Source organism: Mesorhizobium sp. P2_E6, assembly GCF_056403835.1.
Map to the genome: position 1 here is coordinate 400,973 of NZ_JBFUEQ010000005.1, position 19,147 is coordinate 420,119.

General features: G+C 57.3%; 13 protein-coding genes. 3 read left to right on the top strand and 10 right to left on the bottom strand.

What is annotated here, in order from left to right; genetic code table 11:
- Positions 1 to 4 precede the first annotated feature (4 nt).
- Positions 5 to 1,261, top strand: a complete 1,257-nt coding sequence (locus AC1D08_RS15345; protein ID WP_477423484.1) for a hypothetical protein — start codon at positions 5 to 7, stop codon at positions 1,259 to 1,261.
- Between the two features lie 366 nt (positions 1,262 to 1,627).
- On the opposite strand, the gene AC1D08_RS15350 is transcribed toward AC1D08_RS15345, so the two are convergent.
- The 4 genes from AC1D08_RS15350 to AC1D08_RS15365 form a co-directional block, all read right to left on the bottom strand.
- A complete protein-coding gene (locus AC1D08_RS15350) occupies positions 1,628 to 2,332 on the bottom strand; it encodes a DUF6946 family protein (RefSeq protein ID WP_477423486.1) in 705 nt (234 codons plus the stop codon).
- A gap of 47 nt (positions 2,333 to 2,379) precedes the next feature.
- Complete coding sequence (locus tag AC1D08_RS15355) at positions 2,380 to 3,003, bottom strand: hypothetical protein (RefSeq protein WP_477423487.1); 624 nt, start codon at positions 3,001 to 3,003, stop codon at positions 2,380 to 2,382.
- 138 nt (positions 3,004 to 3,141) lie between these two features.
- Complete coding sequence (locus tag AC1D08_RS15360; RefSeq protein ID WP_477423489.1) at positions 3,142 to 3,798, bottom strand: hypothetical protein; 657 nt, start codon at positions 3,796 to 3,798, stop codon at positions 3,142 to 3,144.
- A gap of 90 nt (positions 3,799 to 3,888) precedes the next feature.
- On the bottom strand, positions 3,889 to 4,728 hold the full coding sequence (locus AC1D08_RS15365) for a DUF294 nucleotidyltransferase-like/CBS domain-containing protein (protein WP_477423491.1): 840 nt from the start codon (positions 4,726 to 4,728) through the stop codon (positions 3,889 to 3,891).
- 366 nt (positions 4,729 to 5,094) lie between these two features.
- On the opposite strand from AC1D08_RS15365, the gene AC1D08_RS15370 reads away from it, so the two are divergent.
- Positions 5,095 to 6,048 carry a hypothetical protein gene (locus AC1D08_RS15370; RefSeq protein ID WP_477423492.1) on the top strand — a complete coding sequence of 318 codons (954 nt, stop codon included), beginning with the start codon at positions 5,095 to 5,097 and terminating at the stop codon, positions 6,046 to 6,048.
- A gap of 94 nt (positions 6,049 to 6,142) precedes the next feature.
- Here AC1D08_RS15370 and AC1D08_RS15375 read toward each other — a convergent pair whose 3' ends face one another.
- The 6 genes from AC1D08_RS15375 to AC1D08_RS15400 all read right to left on the bottom strand — a co-directional run bounded on the left by AC1D08_RS15375 (position 6,143) and on the right by AC1D08_RS15400 (position 17,999).
- On the bottom strand, positions 6,143 to 8,893 hold the full coding sequence (locus AC1D08_RS15375; RefSeq protein WP_477423494.1) for a helicase-related protein: 2,751 nt from the start codon (positions 8,891 to 8,893) through the stop codon (positions 6,143 to 6,145).
- A 4-nt stretch (positions 8,894 to 8,897) separates the two neighbouring features.
- Positions 8,898 to 11,828, bottom strand: coding sequence for an anti-phage-associated DUF1156 domain-containing protein (locus tag AC1D08_RS15380; RefSeq protein ID WP_477423496.1), 2,931 nt, complete (start codon positions 11,826 to 11,828; stop codon positions 8,898 to 8,900).
- A gap of 37 nt (positions 11,829 to 11,865) precedes the next feature.
- Complete coding sequence (locus AC1D08_RS15385; RefSeq protein ID WP_477423497.1) at positions 11,866 to 12,552, bottom strand: DUF3780 domain-containing protein; 687 nt, start codon at positions 12,550 to 12,552, stop codon at positions 11,866 to 11,868.
- Positions 12,553 to 12,574: 22 nt separating this feature from the next.
- Positions 12,575 to 15,832: a DUF499 domain-containing protein gene (locus AC1D08_RS15390; RefSeq protein WP_477423499.1), complete on the bottom strand. Its 3,258-nt coding sequence runs from the start codon at positions 15,830 to 15,832 to the stop codon at positions 12,575 to 12,577.
- Positions 15,833 to 15,901: 69 nt separating this feature from the next.
- Positions 15,902 to 16,927 (bottom strand): site-specific integrase, encoded by a 1,026-nt coding sequence (locus AC1D08_RS15395; protein ID WP_477423501.1) that lies wholly within the window; start codon positions 16,925 to 16,927, stop codon positions 15,902 to 15,904.
- Positions 16,917 to 17,999 carry a hypothetical protein gene (locus AC1D08_RS15400; RefSeq protein ID WP_477423503.1) on the bottom strand — a complete coding sequence of 361 codons (1,083 nt, stop codon included), beginning with the start codon at positions 17,997 to 17,999 and terminating at the stop codon, positions 16,917 to 16,919. Before AC1D08_RS15400 ends, AC1D08_RS15395 begins: the two co-directional genes overlap by 11 nt.
- A gap of 128 nt (positions 18,000 to 18,127) precedes the next feature.
- On the opposite strand from AC1D08_RS15400, the gene AC1D08_RS15405 reads away from it, so the two are divergent.
- Positions 18,128 to 19,105, top strand: a complete 978-nt coding sequence (locus AC1D08_RS15405) for a hypothetical protein (protein WP_477423505.1) — start codon at positions 18,128 to 18,130, stop codon at positions 19,103 to 19,105.
- Positions 19,106 to 19,147 lie beyond the last annotated feature (42 nt).

A 19,147-nucleotide genomic window follows, 5' to 3' on the forward strand; every position in this document is an offset into this window, starting at 1 on the left:
TGGAATGAAAGTTAGCGAATTCATCGACACCTACTCGGATGATCTGATCAACCTGCACGAGGCACGGCACGCGCTCCTCACGCATCCGCTGAGCGGGCACTATGCTTTCTTGGAGTACTACGACACCTCCTTCTGCCGCATTACGGCCGTCTTCATGGTGGGCGCCATCGAAGCCATGCTAGAGGATTGGCGAGAGCGGCGACGCGGTGACGCGAGCATTCTCGACAAGTATTTTGAGCAAAGGGTGAAAAACGTTGACCGCGTCCGAAACCTATATCAGGCGTTCAGGGACGCTGGCATCGAGGTGGACGAAGAAGTCTTCAGCGATTACCTGGCAATAAAATATCTACGCAATACGATTATTCACGCTAGGTGGAATGATCATGAGAAGGAGTGGATAGACCAGCGCGGCTTTCCTACGGACGCGCGCAAATTGACGACCGTTCATTTATATAAGATGGAATATGTGCTGCAGAATATGATGTTTTATATCTTTCTCACTGGGCATGTGAGCATCGTCGACAAAGATCTCTCTGAATCGATACCTATCACACCTCTTGTGTCAACAATGCCGCAGAAGCTCGTTAGGCTTAGCGACGCCGTCACCAGGCCTGTCGATGACCCTGGTATTCTCAAAATTCGTGACCTGGAGCGGATCATTTGGAGCAATCTCGAAAGGATGGGTTCGTTGCTATCCCGAACGATCGAGGCAACAGTAACGCACGCGCCATATAACTGGACAGCAGGGAGAACGCTTCAGGAAATCGAAGGTCTTGAGCACACCGAACGTAAACGGCTCTTCTATCTTGCCGCGCGACGGGCCGGAGAAGACGGCTACGAGCAGCTGACGAGGCACCGCGAACTGGCACCTGAGGCCTTAGCCTTCTGGCGTGAGTATTGGACGAGAGCAGTCGAAGGCAGCGGACTTGATCAGGCGAAAATCGAGCGGGCCTTGGCCGAACTTGCACAAACGTCGGACGCAGGTGCGTTGGCAGAAGCACTGCAAGCGGGCCAACTGGTGCACGACGTTGTCCCGAACATAATGCCCGTTACGCTTCTGACCCTTTATCTCCCAATCGTCGATCCGGAGAATACGGAGCAATATCTTCTTGAGTCCGACCGGGCGCGGAAAGCGTTTCGACTCAACTGTGCTTGGTACGCGCGCTTGGAGCACGATCGCGCACCCGATGACCCCCTCGATTTCTATGACCGCATGCGGGAGGAGTTTGCGCAGGCAGCGCGTAGTACAAGAGCAAGCTGATGCAAAAAGCATAAGGACCTACGGCGCGCCGGGATTTGCTTCCGATTAATGGAGCCAACGTCCCAAACGGCGACTACACCGAGTTGATTTCGATCTGGGCGGCCTTGGTCAAGGTAGGCTGATGGATTGGATGCTGGGGAAGATCGGCGGCTGGCGTGCCTTTGGCGGCCTTTGGCGTGGGGATGAATGCGAGGAAGGTAGCACCAACCCGAGCTTTCCCGCCCTGTGCTGACGGCAGGGCATGTGAACCTCGGAGAAGCAAAGGTGCCGGCAGTGGTCTCCTGCCAAGGTGCGGGCCGTGAGGTTGGCACCATGACTTTCCTAGGACGGCATTCCCAGCCCGAGGTGGAGAAAGGCGCTGGCGGGCTAGAGGGCGGGTAAAGGACCGCTTTGGGATTGATGGTGGATCTGGCCTGACGCCCAGCCCACATACAGTCGTGGCATGCTTTCGGGGTGGACGCACACAAGTTGGTCAGGCCCCGCAGTCGCCCCGAACAAGGCGACGAAAGCCGCATATTCGTCGAACCACCTTCGCGTGGGCGAGAACGAGTGGACGATCATTGCAGCTGCGTCAGTCTTAAAGCGTCGCGCCTCGATGACCGCTGAGGCTGTTCGGTGAAGTAGCTGATATCGAAGGTTGTCGGGCAAAGGCTGTGTCAGGCCCAATAGGTCGCAGATGAAAGCGAGCCGCTTCTGCTTCCCGTCAGAAGCATTCGCCAACCAGATACCGAGTGGCTGATCGAATGGCTCATCAACTTTGCCCTCTATGGTGACGGCAACGGTCTGATCGCCAACTCTTACCAAAGCGAACAGGTCATTCTGGCTATCGCCTCGGCTTGAACCCGGCAGGGGTACCTTATGCTCTGGAAGCGCCACCAGAAGCTCTGGCATCGGGCCTATCGACGCCAATAGCCGCGCGATTTCGGGGGGAAGCCCGCTAGCATTCTCCCAACATTTGGCAAGGCACATAGCGGAGTAGCCCGCACGCCAGTGGTTGATGGGATCGGCAAGCAATCGTCGCCAGTCCTCCGCTCCCTGGCTTGGAAGATAAATCTTCGTTCTTGCCTTCATGCAGAACCCCGACAATCAGTTTATTCGCGAACGAATTCCGTGCGTTACTATTCGCAAAGGCTGTCGAATTTGTCGATGAAGGCTTCTTGGACCTTAGATTTTGTAGAAAGCTCGCCTTGGTACCATTCAAAATAGGTTTGGAAAGCTGAACGTAGCCTGTTTCGAAAAATGGTCTTGCGGCTAGGCAAGATCGGTTCAGTCGCCGAGCTGTCGACCCTGATCAGCCATCCATTTCTGGTTCTTGCTTCGTGAAGGAGGCCGTTTCGAACGCTGTCGTAGAAATCGGCAGTTTCGTCATCGTTCGCAAAGAGCGCAGCGAAGGGCGGCCGATCTCGAAGGAAGCGTTTGAACACCGAGCCGCTTTGTGAATAAATCTTGTCGGTCTCAGCAGCCCTGTAGACGTACTTCCTTCCTTGGTAGGTAGCTTCCAAAAACTCGATAAGGGTGCAGTAGATCGCTACAATCGCAAATCCTTCTCCCTCGTCCGACCTGTTCGTCTCGATGCTTTTGATTGGCCCAAAGTATCGGCTGCTCAACCTTCCCATATAGAAATCCGAGTAGGCTGATTTCCAATCCTGTGTAGTGCCGTTACTTTGTAGTTCAGTCTTGCGATCTCTCCAATCCTTGACCGTCAGCTTTCCTGCTATGCGAACGTCATCCGCTAACGGCATATTCGATGCCCTTTGCCCCGGCTGTTGATTTATAGCGACCGGCAGTTATCTTGACCCAAGGCTCGAACCTCTGCAACTGACAGCCATCGAGATGATGAATGCACGACGTAATGACAATTGGCGCAGAGTTGGTCGCCATTAGCTATTTCTCGGAAGGGACGCATTTCCAGCGGGAACGGCCGACACCAGTTTTGCCGCTTTGACCACGAGGCAGCGTCGACGCAACTCAGAAATGTCGTCGCTGAGCCCTGCATGGAGCAAGGCGGCCCCAAGGATGCTTATGCATTCTTCATCCTCGAGCGCGCTGGCAATGGGTACGATATGTCCTTCAAATGCGGCCTTTGCTGCAATTGTAGCGGCCCGCGCATCAGCGACATGGCCGTCGGACGCGCCGCCAGATACAAAGGCCTCGAACACCAACAGCTCTGCCTTCAACCTCGGCACTTTGTTCCAGTCTTGCCAGGCACGTATACCTTTATGCCGCTTCGAAAGGCTGTCGAGCACCCATGGCACAATGGCTAGAGCAATAGCAGTAGTCGTCGCGCCAGCGGCTACACTCCATGCCCGAGAGCCCTCGCCTGGGCGAGCCTTCAAGAGAGATACAGCTTGACGACCGGCGGGGACGTACATCGGAGCTTCAAACCCGAGAATTAGCGGGCCGAACTGCGATGCTGCTACAAGCGCATCGATAAGGGTGTCGGGGTCAGTTCCGCCCGCATCAACAATCGGACCGTGGATAAACCAGCCCAAGTTCCCTTTTGCTGGTGAACCCACATCTATCGCGGCATAGTGCATGCACGGTCCTCTGGTTTCGGACAAATGAGTGGCCGAGATGCACGTAGAGCCACAATTAGCGCGCAGCTGCCGACTCGTGGCTCAGGGTGGTCAAACGCTAACCTGAAGCTCGGGCTGGATCAGGTTAGACAATCTGGATTGCAGATCGAAAATGCCTCTCACTACCTCCGCAACATTGTGCGCCGCGCTCGGTGACGCGGCATAGTCGTTCGAATGGGCCAAGTCGTTGCGAAGCTGCTGTATGGCTTTGAATCTCTTGTCAAGTGAGCCTTTGCTAATTCCTAATATGATCCTCTTCCGAATAATATCGGCCTTGTCACAGAACTGAGTGAACAAAATATCATCAACATAACCTTCAGCTTGCCTCGATAGTCCGATCTCATCCGATATTTTGCTCTGTCGCTCTCCGCTTAAGGCAGATAGCCATTCCTTGGTATCGGGAAACTGCCGTCGAATAAGTTCCGACATCGTGAGTTCCATTCCGGTCACAAGGCCGAATAATGCAGCCCGCACTGGTAGTTTCTGCATATCTGAAAGACTGACCAGTCCGTCAATCCTAGAGCCGGAGACAACCAATTGGCATGGTTGTTCGTCTGCGCGTCGCACAAATTCGATGATACCTGCGTTCGCGCCAATTAGGGTTGCCTCGGAAAGGGCTTCAAAATAGCCGCTGACTTGTTCATTTGGAGCTTGTTTCGAAAACCATCGCTCCGCATGAAAGAGGCCGATTAGTCTGCCGTTGTCGTCGACTGGAATATAGCTGAACCGGTCAGGGTTCCGTCTCAAGACGTCTGATATGAGTTCAGTGGACTTGCACGTTAGAATGTCCGCACGAGGCGTCATGATCATATTTACGGTTAGGCCGGACTGAAGCGCATCAAACAAATTGGCGTTGTAGGCGGTGCTGCTGGTCCAGACGATATTGTTCATATTTCCCCCAATTTACCGCGTAGCAACTGAATGCTTTCTGCGGAAGCATCTGAAAGCAGAACCGCGACGCCCTTGCTTGGCCGTGCCTGGCACAAACTCAGCATGAAGTTGTGGCCCGAATACGAATGGATCAAACTGACAAATCGCGCTCAATTTTTCCACCATATTCAGCAGGTATGACGGCTTGGCTCGCTGCCGGTTCCGAAGCGGCACCGAAATTCTGAAACCTCAGGTCGAGAGGGCTCTGTCGTTCTTAGAGACGATGCCGTGTTCACGAGTTTCATACCCGGACGAGCCTTTGCTTCGGAGCTGTTGTCGCCATAGTGTGTCAACTAATCCAACCGGAGGCTTGATTGGGAGGCAACTTTGGCAACGGAAGAGAGTGATTTCGATCAGTTTTGTAGGCTGTTCCTAGACCTGAAGGCGAGCTGCGGCGGTGAAGCACGCGCGCTTTCACAAGTGCCGCTGAACACCACGGTTGACGACGCTGCAGAGAGCCTCTGGGATTTCATGTCTCAAAGCAAATTCGGAACGGCAGTCGTGGAGAGGCCTGGCCGGCAGCATACTCACGTACCCACGGACTTTCGCCGACTATGGAAGGAGTTCACGGCGCTGTGGGAATTGCCACTTTCCGCAGCCGGCTACGACTGCTTCTCCCGTCAGGAGTTGGAGGATAGCGGGCCGATTTCTCACGAAGCACCGGGGCTTGTCCTGCCAGACCCAGATCTCAGCCGGGTTCTTTTTCCCTTCTACCACGACCTTGGTGCAGCCTATGAGGCAGTCGCAGCGGCTCGAATGCACCGCGCAGAGCTGGCGGAGACGCATTTTTCGCCGCAAGGCGTCAATGACGGATGGGCTGCTCAGCTGCATGAGGTAATCGAGGTCGATATCGGGATGCCATTGGGCGATGTCTTGCGCCGCTGGCAGCGACTGCCCACGTTCTTTTTTGAGGCAGAGCTGTCCACCGCCCGCTCGGGCGAGTTGGCATCGGCGTCTGATGTCCTGAGAGATGCCTGCCTGTCCTACGTGGCAGGTGCTCACATTGCGGCGCTGGCCGCATGTCGCGCAGCGATGGAAATGATTTTCAAAAAGATCTACTTTCCCGAAGCAAGCAATCGAAAACTACAGAATGTCACTCAAATGGCGCGGGATGCATACCCATCCCTTCCATGGGAAAAGATTGATCGAGTTAGACGGAACGCAAATGAGGCGCTTCATGACTATCAGGCGGGTAGTGCGAGGTCCCCGGCCTATCGCAACCTCGTCGAAGAAGCTCTTTCGGTTGTGAAAAATCTGATTGATAACGCCCCGACAAAATAGCGATGGGAAACGAGGCAGCCGGACGAAGTGAAATTAACTTCACTAGCCTTTGATGGAAAAGTTGCTCGCAGCCCTGTTACGCTGACGCTGCGGCCTACCAGCCCTGCCGCATCCATGCGTCGAGATCGCGCGACGACAAAACCCGCTGGGTATATTCCCAATCCAGGCCGCGATCATCTGCAATGTCACGGAGGTAACGAAGCTCCATCGGCGGGCGGGCTTTCTCGACGCGTTGCGAGAAGTTGCGCACCGCCTGCCGATCGTTGAGAACCGCGTCGATCCATTGGTCTTCGAATCCGTCGGGAAGCTGACCAAGGACCGAAAAGATGTCGCCGAACCGCTCCGACAGCGCGGCATAAACATCGTCCTCAACCGTTCCGGCGTAGCGGAGGTTAAGCACATGGATGTCGTCCCGCACCTGGCCGATGCGTTGAACGCGGCCCTTTCGTTGCTCAAGGCGTGAGGGGTTCCAGGGTAGATCGACGTTGACTTGCGCACCCAGCCTTTGCAGGTTGAGGCCTTCACAGGCGGCGTCCGTCGCGCACACAAGCCGGATATCACCCGCCTGGATCGAAGCCTTGATCTGTTCGCGTGCCGCCGTGCGTCGGTCAGCGCCTCGCTGAACGAACGATGCTGATCCGCCTGCATAGAGTGCGACCGGTTCGTCTGGAAACGCAGCGCACAGAGCTTCTAGTACCCATTCGGCTGTCGTCCGATATTGGCTGAAAATGATTGCGCCATTGAGTTCCAGCCAGTTGCGTTCACGAAGGTAGTGCAGGACCACCTGCACCTTCGGATCGACGTCACTCCCGTCGACGACGGCCGCAAGGTTGCGCTCGACGACGCGCAAGAACTGGATTTCCTGGGAATCTGGAGGCGTGTCGTCGGTAGGCGCCCCTTCGTCCCCAATTTCATCTTCAGGGATAACCGCCGCGTCTATCCGGCGAAGGAGGTGGCGCGCAGTCTCCAAACCTGCGCGAGCGGACGACCCAATCCGGCGCAACAGAATGGTCTTCAGGAACCCGGCGCCCGGCCGCCGCGCCGCATACATCCGGCTGAAGTTCTCGGCGGCTTCGTACGCAGAGGTGAAGGCAAGACCCATGACGAGGCCTTGTCCGTTGAAGAACGACGTGGGAACTCCATCATCGGATCGCGGGTGGGTGATCACCCCAATCCGCTTCAGCAGGCCGCGCTCTTCAAGCATAGGCCGAGTTCGCCTTACAACGCGGCGGACGATTGGGTTGTGCTGCTGAGCGAGCGTGTTGAAGTCCTGTAGGAAATCGCCGCGCACATCGGGACCGAGTTCATCGAAGCGTGGCCCAAGGACATCCTTGGGGTTCAGCCGCGCATCGTTCCGCACATCGCGGAAGACTGAATGTTCAGCCGCCGGCGGTAGCGGATTTCGAAACAAGCCCCAGCGGGAGGTTTCATTCTGCGGCCATGGGCGCTCGCCAGTCAGCAGGCGAATAGACTCATCGCGTACCCATTCGCCGCCATCGAAAGGCGTTCCCAGTACTTGTGGTGCGCCTTGTCCGAGAGCCGCAATTATGTCCCACAGTTCCACGGCATCCAACTGGATCGGCGTAGCGGTGCCAAGGATCACGTTTGTTGCATTGCGGGCAACCTTGTGCAGAAATTCGAGAAGATTGTTCTTCGTCGCCGTAGTTTGCCCGCGTCGTGTTTCCCGTGACGCCCGGGCCTTATGTGCCTCATCAAGGATTACCACGCCGAATGACTTCTTCGCGAGAGCTCCGCGCTCCCCGTTGTCATCGCCATTGACGATCAGGCCTGTAGAGACGATGCCGATGCGCCAGGGGCATCTCGCGACGAGGCCCGGATCGCCTTTCTGAGTAAGTGGGCGCCGCTCGGCGTCGAGCCAGCACTTCTTCTGCGTCGACCAGACGGCGGCCGGAATGCCCAACTTATCTTCAAGCTCTTCCTGCCACTGCCAGATCAGCGTGGCCGGTGCGAGGATCAGTACAGGCGCGTCGTCTAGCATCGAAAGGACTAAAGCAGCAGCCGCCATCGAAAGCGTCTTGCCGAGGCCGACATCGTCAGCGAGGAGATAACGCGCCTGACCATAGAGCCGATGGTCGTCGACACAGGTCTGAACGAAGCGCTTTTGCCAAGGCCGAAGGATTTGCCCCCCCTTGTATATCGGCCGTTCGGCCAGGACGGCATCAGGTGAGATCTGGCCGGACCCAGCACGAGCGTCTTCGATGGAGCGATATTCAGTCCGGTTCGCCATGGCCGCGACGTGCTTCACGACAGCATCAGGAAGATCGACGCCCTGCGCCCAGAAGTGCTCGAACTCATCCCGCACCCAATCAGCCGCCGCCGGGTCTTCGTCGCCCCAAAGGATTTCATAGGCGTGGCGGAAGCCGGAGGCGGAATCATTCACGCTGCCGACGAAGGAATAAACCTTACCGTCGTCATGTTCGATCACGCCCGCTTTGCCGTGAACGAATACGTTGTTGCCGTCGCGAGGCACGACGCGGACCTTCATGCGGCCGGAAACCAGTAGATCGTGAAGGCGGCGGTATCGTTCGCGCGCCAACAGGAGATCAAGACCATCTTCTGTTGACTGCCAACTCGAAACCAGTGTTTGCGCAAGCGCGTTCTGTCCATCGCGCGCCGCTTTTGCGACCTTCACGTCGAACGGGTCCAGATCGCCGTTACAAACGACCCGGATTTCACCGACAGTCTCGAGCGCCTCGCCCACAACTTCTAGGAGCGACGAGCGGAAGTAACCCGCGATCCGCAAATAGCGCGTGGCGCCGTCGAGCCGATCGCTCAGAACGGTGCCGAGCGCTTGGCGCCGCGAGGAGAAGCGCTCGATTCCCATGCCTCTACACCCGATCGAGCTTCAGTGCTTCGGCAAGCTCATGCGCGGCGGCGCTTTCCTCGGGCCGGGTGTGCTTCGTTTTTGCGGCGACGTAGGCGGCGAGTGCGATCAGCTTCTGGCGCCGCTGCCAATAGTCGGCGGAATATTCAGTCCGAAGGGTGGTGACGCCTAGCTTCGGATCGCCCTTTTCAAGCGTTTTCCAGACCGCGAACAGAATCTGCCGAAGCTGGGTAGCAAAGAACCCTTCGCCGCCAAGTTTGCCGCCCTTAAGATCGGCAGCGCCCGCAAGCGCCGCGGCATTGGCCGTCATTGATGCCATGACGCTGGTATAGTCGCCAAACGCGAAGCTCTTGGCGAAATTCTGGAAATCCGCCACCTTCGCCGAGCCCTTTGCTTCCATATCCAGCATTCGGACATAAAAGCGTTCGGGCGCGCCGAGATCGCGCCACATGTCGCGCGGGAAGTCGGTCGGAACCAACATGCCGTTGGCAACCTGAGCGGCATAATCAACTAGATCGCGGATCATCGTCCGCTCGCCCTTGGCGAGCTTGCGATAGAGGTCGCGATCAAGCGGTTGGCGATCGATCGTGGAATAGGATGTGACCACCTGAAGCGCAGCCGCGTAAGCCGCAAGCGTGAGGTCGCCGTCGGTATAGAGCGTCTCGGCGGTCCACGCTTCGTCGAGGGCATTGAGGCGATCCAGCTGTGCCCGCACGGCATCCTCGATCTCAGCTTCGATCTCCATTCGCCGGGCGTTGGCCTCCTTGAGGCGCTTGCGCAGCACCAGACAGACGGTACCCTGGACGTAGTTGCCTTCCTTCAGCGAGCTTTCGGTTTCAGTTACGATGTTCCAGGCGGCGGTGATCGACAGACCGGCGGCCCAGAGGATGGCTCCGAGATCGGCCCAGACACCAGCGTCCTGATGCGTGAACATCACGACCTGCATTCCATTGTCGGGCATGTTCCGGGTCATTGCGGCATATGCTGCCACCATATCGCGGCGGAACGCCTCGTCGCGGCCCTTGATAGCCAGGTCACGACGGCTGTCCCAACTCCACTGATCGAAGGGCGCCGGCGGATTTTTGCGCAACCAGGCGATGAAGAACTCGGTGATTTCGTGATAGTTTACAGCGTCTGCGTATGGCGGGTCGGTGATGAATAACTCAGCTTTAACGGTTGTTTTCGCTGCGGGTGTAGTCTCGACGACGCGAGATGCAGCTGGAAGTTCTTCACCGTCATATTTTTCGAAGTAGTCGCGAAAACCGGACAAAAATCCACGTCCGCCATAGTTTATGAATGGGTTAAGAGCCTGATTATAGAATACATCTAGAGCTAAATCGTGCCCTACTGCCGGGGACCATCTCGAAAGCTTAGAGTGAACGTTAAGGGTTCTAGCAAATACAGGATACTGGTAAGGGTCAATTAATCTTGTTTTAAATAGAGCGATGTTCAGCAAATGCCGAGCCCCGAAAAGATGATGCCAGTGCGTCCAGCCTCGTGTGCGGATTGGCTCGTCGGTCTTGTCCCCTGGTTCGATCGCCATATCCGGCACTAGGCCCGCGTCCTGCCAACGGGAAAGGTTTTCGGCCACAATCGCCTCTACCTTGCGGTCGCGCGCCAAATCTTCCGCCGCCACTGCGGCAAAGTAAGTCTCCTGCCGACCTTTATTCAAAGTCCCTTTTGCGATCCACTGGATGCAATAGAGCCGTTCCTGAAAAATGTCGTCGGGTTGGGGGATGAAATCGCTCTTCTTCCATAGCCGCAGCCGGTTTTTATTCGTCCCGTCTTCGGCCCGATAATCGCCCCGTATTACCTTGGTTTCTACGCCAGACCTTTCCGGGTTCATAGGGTGCACTAGCCGCCCGCCCTGCACCGTCCCATGCTCGGCCTCCGCCATCTCCGCGCTGGATACGCCAGAACGGATTTCGATCTCATATCGCTGGTTTACGTGGTCCGGCACGAGCTTTGCCACCACGTTGCGCGTTTTTGAAATGACCCAACTTGGCGCCATCGGCACCATCCACCCGGTCTTAGGGCACCGCGTTTCGAGACAGTAGAGATAGGCCTTGGCGCGGTTGCCCTTGTCGTCGTGCTCAATCCCTAGCCGGGTGATCTCGGCGTCGACCTCCGCCGCCACGCGTGCTTGCGCGGCCTCGATCTCGGCCCTGCGTTCGGGGCTGGCCCCGATGATGTTGAAAGCGCCCCATGTGAGCATGCATGCAATCGGATTTAGATCTGAAGCATAAACATCACATCCGATCCGGGCAGCTTCAAACGGGATCGAACCACCGCCACAGAAGGTATCAGCCATCATCGGCCGATGGCCGAAGCGAGCGATGCCCAGCTGATCAACCAGTTCGGGGATGCTTCGGGCCAACGTTCCCAAATGTCGATTAACGGTTGGCCAAATCTCTGCAAGCAGTGAATCGTCACATTCCTCTGGACGCAGACAAACCCTTAATCGCGCGTCGTAAGGCTGGTCCATAAGCCATTCCAGGATGAGTTCATCGCGCTTCCCACGACTAATGTCTCCGCGCCACGCGGGTCTGCCGTTATCAACTGAGATGAGACTGACATAGTTTTCCCACTCTGGACCAATGTCCTTCGCGGTGATGTTCTTGAGCCGTTTGATGATCGCTGCGTCGTCCATCCCCATGAGCTTGAGAAAGACTTCAAGGTCTTTAGCGGGCTTATCTGAAGAGGGTAGCAAAGCACCGAGCACCACTGCCCTAACAAGTATGAGTGGCTTTCGTCCCTTCCAGTAGGAACCAAGACCCGTAAGTGTTTGACCGAGATTGGCTTTCCGCTCTTTGTGCGTCTCCGCCGAGATGCGCCCGACCGGAAACTGGCTCTCAATGAACGAAGGCGCGTCCTTCAACGAGAACGGCGCTAGGCCTTTGGCAGGCTCTTGTCGTGCGGTGACGGTTGCGGTCATCGAAGCTCCGGATATGGTTGGTGCTCACGCTGCAAAGCTATTCGGCAGGCAGGAGCGGGGCGAAGAGGAAACCCGGATCATCCGGTGTTGATTTCTTGGTCTTGCCACGCTTCGGCTTGCTACCAGCTGGCGCATAGCCTTCATTCGCGCGCGGAGCGAGGGTGCCCCGACCGGCGACTGCACCGAGGTGGAATGCGTCGTTCCGAGTGCCGAAGCAAAGCGCCTGCCGCAACGCGCCGCGCCAACCCATCCCGTATTGATGGGCGAGGCCGGTTGCCGCTGCCGTCATCGTATAGAGCCACCAGCGTTCCTCGGCTTTCAGACCGACCCAGTTGCGGATCGCGACGGCAATTTCTTCTGGCTTCACATCGGGCAGTTCGACCGCCCAAAGGAGGACCAGCAGTTCCTTGCCCAAAAGCCGTTGCACGGCAGTTTCGTCAGCACCCCAACGACCAGCAGGCTTACCTTCCGCCTTGAGGCGGCGATTGAACTCAGAGCGCAGTTCGGGGGAAATCACATCCCAGACATCGCGCGAGGTTTCGCAGCGCAGGATCGTTTCCGGCGCCCATTGCGCCTCTCGCTCTGTCGGCGGTCGCCCGAAGACCTCGAAGATCTGCACCTTCGCCTCGCGCCCCTTCGTCAGACGCACGAGATAGCCGTGCTCTTCATAAATATCGGCGCAATCAAAGTTTGGGGTGCTGGAACCTTGGCTCACTGATTTCATGGGCTACACCCTTGCGATCCTTTCATTCTTGGGTCCACATCACACGATCAAAATCCTCGCCTGCCACGTCGTCGCAAAATGTAGTCAGTTCGCGCCCCGACGGGAATGCAATGCCGTCGAGGCGCAATTTTACGGTCGGAGCCGAGGCATTCACCTTCTCAACGAGGGTCTTCACAAGCGCATCGAGATCAGCGGCCGGGACAGGCACATCGCGGCCAAGCCGCAGTGTGAGGAAATCATGCTCCGAGCGCGCGCCATTGACCTCGATCGATCCGCCTAGGATGCGCACATCGGGCGTCTTTGCGAGCCGATCAAGCGCGGAGAAGGCGGTAGCAGTATCCTTCGGCTCGAAACGTGAGGTCATGGTCGCCGGACGGTCGAGCTTCAGTGCGGGCTTGACCGGGTTGTAGGCGCCGCCGCCGGGGTCGTTCATCCCGCTTTGCAGCGGCGCATTTTCTTCCTCGCTGAACTGGCCGTTGATCTCGGCGACCGCCCGAAGACGGGTGGCGTCGGCAGGCGTATCGATTTCCGCACCGACGATCGGGCCGCTCTTCGGATCGGAGCCGTCAAACGTGGCGCGAACAGTCGCCGAGCGCGGACTGACGACGAACGTCACCTTGTGCCCGCCGGAAACCCTCTTCACATCCGGTTTCACGCGGATCGGCGCGCGCCATTCGAAGGCGTCACCGGTCTTGGCTTCGCCCTTGCTATCGACCGCTACGAACCATGCTGCTGCTGCCGCCGTCTCATGGACGCGCCCGTTGAGTTTCGTTGCCGTCGCCGGATCGGGCGGCCCGTTCTCGGACACATAGACCGTATCGGCGTCCTCAGGCGTCACGTTGATCAGGAACCGACCCGTTTCGAGCGGATTCGGCCCGAAGTCGTCCAGGCGCGCAGACACTTTCGTCTTGCGCTCCCATTTCTTCGCGACGAGTCCCTCGTGTTCCCGCCAGAAGCCGCGTTGAACGGCCGCCTTCACCAACTGATCGAATCCGCCACGCGGCAGCCAGAACCAGCCTGACCGCACTGCGGCATTGCGCTTTAGCGAGGATTGTTGAACGGCGTCGGCGTCAAACAGGATGTCCTCGGCGTCAAGGCGGAGGGTTTCGAATGCTGCGTCGAACTTGTCGCTGGAGATGAACTTGCCGCGCTTCGTCAGCGTATCGACAATCTGCAACTCGCCGGAATAGTCGTTGCGGTCGAATTCCATGCGGAAGTCGTCAACCTTGCGGAGCGCCTTGCCAGTTGGGAAAACAATCGTCTTGAAGGTTTCCCGAAGTGCGCTGGTGAAGCCTGCGGCCTCCCGTTCCTTAACACCCTGAAGTTCCTGCATCTGCGACGACGAGGCGCCGTGCTGCGCCTTGATCCGCTCTTCCACCTTGTCGATGGCGCGCATACGCCGTGCGCTTGTGCGAAGTGTTGAAACCGCGTTCGGATCGGCGGTTAGAACTAGTACGCGGTTTTGGAGGTCTTGTTTGTTCCACCAATCGACGAAGTCCTGAGGTAGCTGATCTGCGGCCCGTTCCAGGATAACGAGTGTCGGACGATCGTCATCAAGCTGGATTTCGTCGAGTGCGGGCAAGATGGCCATGCGATCGGAATAGAGGGCGCCGGTTCGAGGTTTGAACACCTCCTGCAACTTCCCCCGGAGTGTCTGATCGACCTGCTCCTCGGCGATATTTGAGGCGATCTCGGTGATTTCGGCTGTCACATTTGCGGTTTGGCCGAAGAAGACGCGCTGATCAACACCCAGGAAAAGATACCAAGCTTGGCCTTGGAGTCGGCCGAGGGCAGCCTTGATTTCAGACACCTCCAGAAGTGGGTCGACGAGCGTCTCGATCAATTCACCGTCCGTTAGCCCACGCAGCGGAGATTCTGCCGTCGACAATGATGACATCAGCAATACCTTGGCTACTGCCGATGCCGTCGGGACACCGTCTGCGGCCGAGATCTTTTCAGCCAGAGCGTTGCCTCGGTCCGCCACATCTCGCGAGATTGCGTTCGAATAAGCCGGATTGATCTTTCGGATCTCCTCAAGCGTCCCTTGGTCATTAAAATCTAGGTGATGAAGTCCGATCAGAAAGGCGTTGTCGTTCGCATTGAACGCCCCGCGCACGGCGAGGCGCAGCAATCGAATGAGTGCACGGGTTTTCTGGTAGCCGCGGTTCTCCGAGAAACGGGCGACGATGTCACGGATCGAAGGATGGAAGGGATAGGTTTCCCGGATACGCTCGATGAACGTCTCTGGCGTAGTCGCGATAGTGTCGACGCGTTTCGCTTTTTGGAGCGCATCTACATAGGCCTGAGCGACTTCATCGATGCGGTCGGCAGACGGTAAGCTGTCGAAAAGACGCTTTCGAACGATCGCGAAAACTTCGCCGGTATTCTGCTGAACCGGGGTGATCGCTTGTGCGTTCCGGTCGTAGTGTTTGGTCAGATTTTCAATGAGCGTTCGCAGCTGGCCGGAACCATCGAGATAAACGTCGTCTTTCAAATTCGTGACGACAACACATGCACGCGGGCATCGAGGGAGGGCATTAAACAAACGTTCAAGCGCACCAATCGTCAGATCGCCAAGCGTCGTGTTTCCGACGGGCTCGCCCTGCGCCATCTGGAGGTAGCTTGGCAACTCATCTAAGAGGATAAGCACCGGGTCATCGCCTAGAACAGCTACCCACTCGTCAACCCCCGGCGATCGTGCGCCCTTTTGCCAAAAGGGAGCCATGACATCGCCGTGGCCCAGCTTGTCGGCAACGTACCCCCACAACAGACTATCGGGGTTCTGGTGGCCATTGAAGATCACCACTTTTGCGGCACCAAACTCGATGCCGCTGGCAATACGTGGGACTACTTCCTTCCGCAAATCGGGATCAGACGCGAGTAAGCCAAAAGCGATCAAGCTGTGTGTCTTACCGCCGCCCATTGCCTGGGTAAGGTAGAAGGCTCCATCGTCAGTCTTTCCTGCCAGACGTTGAAATCCGCGTTGCACGAGCAATTCCAGGCCCGCAGTGAAGTGATTGCGCCGAAAGAAATCTCGGCCATCGATCTTGCCCGAAGCAAAATCCTCAAGCTGGGCTACCTGCTCGACTAGGCTGTCGCTCGAAACGAGAGGACTTGTCGTGCAGAGTTGCTTGACCGTCGCTATCGGCATTTTACGTCCCGCCCCATCGTTATCGTTCGAGACCGCCTTCATATTCGGTGACGGTCTATCGAATCCGAACTTTGCGTTCGGCTCGTTGTGCCAAATGGCAGGTGACCGCGCAATCGGCCAAGGATCCATCGCACAGTTTCCGGGCCTAGCTGGCATCATTTTCGTCGGGCTGTGCCAGTTGTGCCAGACAACGCTCGTTCATAAGACCCAAGTTGCCGCATTGTCCGTGAACATCTCCCCATCCCGGATATAACGCGCCAGCATGGCATCGCTGGCGTGACCGGTCTGTGCCCTGATCTTATAGGTTTTTGCCCCGGCCATTGCGGCGCTGGTAACGAACCCAGCTCGAAGCGAATGGCCGGAAAAGCGGGAGGGGTCGATGTTCGCGTCGGCCACGCGCTCCTTCACCACGAGCAAGACGGCTTCTGCGGAAAGCCGCTGTTCGCTGATATGGCCGTGGCGATTGACCCCCAGAAATATCGGTCCGGCATCTATTGCGGACTTAGACAGCCATTGATCGAGAGCGGTGACCGGGCACCACTGAGTTCGACCGAACGGAATGCCGATCTTCCGGCCCGCGCCGTTCTGGTCGGTCTTTGAGCGGCGCAGATGGACGATGATCCCCTGCCGAACGTGATCGATGTCCTCAACGTCGAGCCCAACCAGTTCAGAACGACGGAACCCGCCCGCAAACCCGATCAGGAGCAAGGCTCGGTCACGAACGCTTTTTACGTCATTGCCTGTACGCTCCAACACGGCGAACAAGTCATCACGCAGGAGAGGCTTTGCTTCAGCTTGGACGGTTCCCAGACTGCGTTTAATCCCCTTGATCGTCGCTTTGACGAGTTCGGACGATGTTGGGCTGGCGAGACCCTTCGCAGTGTGAGCCTTCGATAGAGTTGCCAGACGCCGACAAAGTGTGGCCAGGGCCAACGTTTCGGCGTGTTCTGCCAGGTAGCTGGCAACCACAGTGTCGGTTGCTGGGATGCTGCCGCCCCAGCTCTCGAAATGTGCCAGATCGGCTGCATAGGCGCGCTTGGTGTTCTCTGCCAATCCCTGCTCGACGTAAGCGGACACTTTATCCGACAGGACGGTTGTGAAGTTAATTTCACTTCCATCTGCGCCTTTGACCTCCCCCACTTGTTGGCTTTCCATCAGATCAGGTTCGTCAGTTTTAGATCGTGATAAGAGGGGATTATCACGAGTTAGACGGCTATAAAACATGTTGGCGCTCCTCGTTCAGGATCGAGATGTCGGCGCGAAGCATTGAGATGATTTCGCTGGCGTTGGAGCAGTGTGGCCCTTGGCATTCGATTTCCCAGGATCGCCGCAGTTCGTCCCCCACGGGCCACCGATAGTGGTTCCGCAAACGCTCGCCTTCGACTGCAAACAGGATATCCCCGAGGAAGTTGACCTGCTGCGACGATGGAATGTGCCTACGGACCCAGCGGGCCGTCTGACAATCGCGACCGAGCAACCTTTGCAGCGCATATCGTCCTTCCCGCGAATATCGATCCAATGCCCAACTCGGTACGGGGCCACACATCGTCGCCGGCGGAAAGTCGTCGTCTTCGACCGCCATTGGGTCGCTCGCCTTCAGCGTCGAGATCAAGAGGACGAGCGGGCAGAGGACTTGGCCGGTGCGGCGGAACCCCTCCCGCGCGACCTCGATCAGAGTATGTGGATAAGAGGTCTCGCACATCGCATCGAAGACCGTCTGTGGATCGCCCTTTCTTGTCCGCAGATGTGGCGACGGGCAACGGTCAGTCCCCACGGCGTACCAAAGTGCCAAGGCACGCTTCGGCAGCGGGGCGCTGCTGTCCGCGATCCGCAGCAGTTCGGGCAGCGTGTTGTAGGTGAGGCCGAGCCTGCAATGCTCGTATGCAGGGTGACGCTCAGCGACCATGAGGAGATCGTCAGCAGCGCGGCATTTCGGTGCAAGACACATGCGCTCGACGAGGTAGCTCGCGATCTTCCAATCCCCGCCGATTTTTGTCCGGAACGTCTTGCCAGCAAGTGATGCTGTCACGAGGCTGATAGTTTCGAGGTCCGCGACCCCGATATCCTCGAACACTATCGAACCGACCCGTCGCCACAATTTATCCGGGGACTGCTGGAGCAGCGTTGCGGCAGCTTGCAATGCGAATCGCCGATGCCCTCGCCGGATCGCCTTCTGCAGCAAGGCCATCGCCAGCCAGGGTGAGGCATTCAGGGGGGCGGAAATAGGGGGAGTGTAGTGTTGTACTTGTTGCGCCAGATCAGCGCGTAGGCTGGCGAGGATATCGGAACCGTTCATTGCCTTCCTCCTTGGGTTCAAGGGGAGGCAGGTGACATCTGACCCACTATTAGATTAGCACTTGAGCGTAAGCAGGGAAGAGTAATTGTGCCGAGAGAGCCTATAGTCGCGAAAGATCGGGAGGAGCGATGCAGGAATTAATTGAGTTTCGGGAACGGCTTCAGCCGCTCATAAGCGGGGATACGTCCAGGCCGTTCGTTTGTGATGGAAATCCTTTGGACTGTCGATTTTTCGTGGTGGGGTTTAACCCTGCTACCACCGTAGGTCGCGACTTCTGGCAATATTGGTCTGACGAAACCGGGTTCGACAAACACGATTTCATGCGTGACTATCGACGCGTCCGGAAACTTAGTGGTGCGCGTCCCCGGATCGAGGCCATCGTTGAGCAGCTTCCGGCGAATTGGAGCCTTGAGACCAATATCTGCTCAATACCTACCAAGAGAGCTTCCGAGTTGGCCCCAGGCGACAGGCGGACGGCCATATTCCAATTCCTGTTCGAGGCGATCAGGCCCGAACTTGTCTTCGCACACAGCAACGACCCGATTGAATTCTTCAGACACGCGACTGGTTGTCAGGATTTCCAACAGACCCCTCAGCGTGCCGAGTGGTGCGGGCACAGGTTCACTTTATTCGGTAGGCCTGGCCCGATCTGGAGAATGGCCGTTGACGATGCGCGTGAGTTAGGCCGTGGGATGGCCCGCGTCCTGTGGGACGGGCCCGAGGGGGAAGCAACTCGCGCTGAAGAGAGTGGAAACCTCATGGCGAAGCTCTTTGCAGAGCGGTTTTCACAATGGTCAATCAAGCTACCTTGGCGGGACCTTGAGGAACGGCGGGCAGGTAAGATCGCGTTTCAGAGTTGGTGGATCCAATACCGTTTCGATGAGGACGAAAGAGGCGAGTTTCTCGACTACCATGGCGAGCATAAGATGATGTGGGGTGCCGAGCACGTGCGCATATACGCAGACGGCAGCTCGGAACCTCTCCCCGCTCTCTCGAATGTGCAGCCCATCTGTGACGATCCTGTTGAGGACGAACGGTTGCAGGCCAAGCATAAGGCCGGGCAGCATGAGATCGCGGCGATGTTACGCGAGAAGGGCTTCATCTAGCGCAGTTTAATCGCGCGGTCTGGCTAAGAATTTATTTTGGTA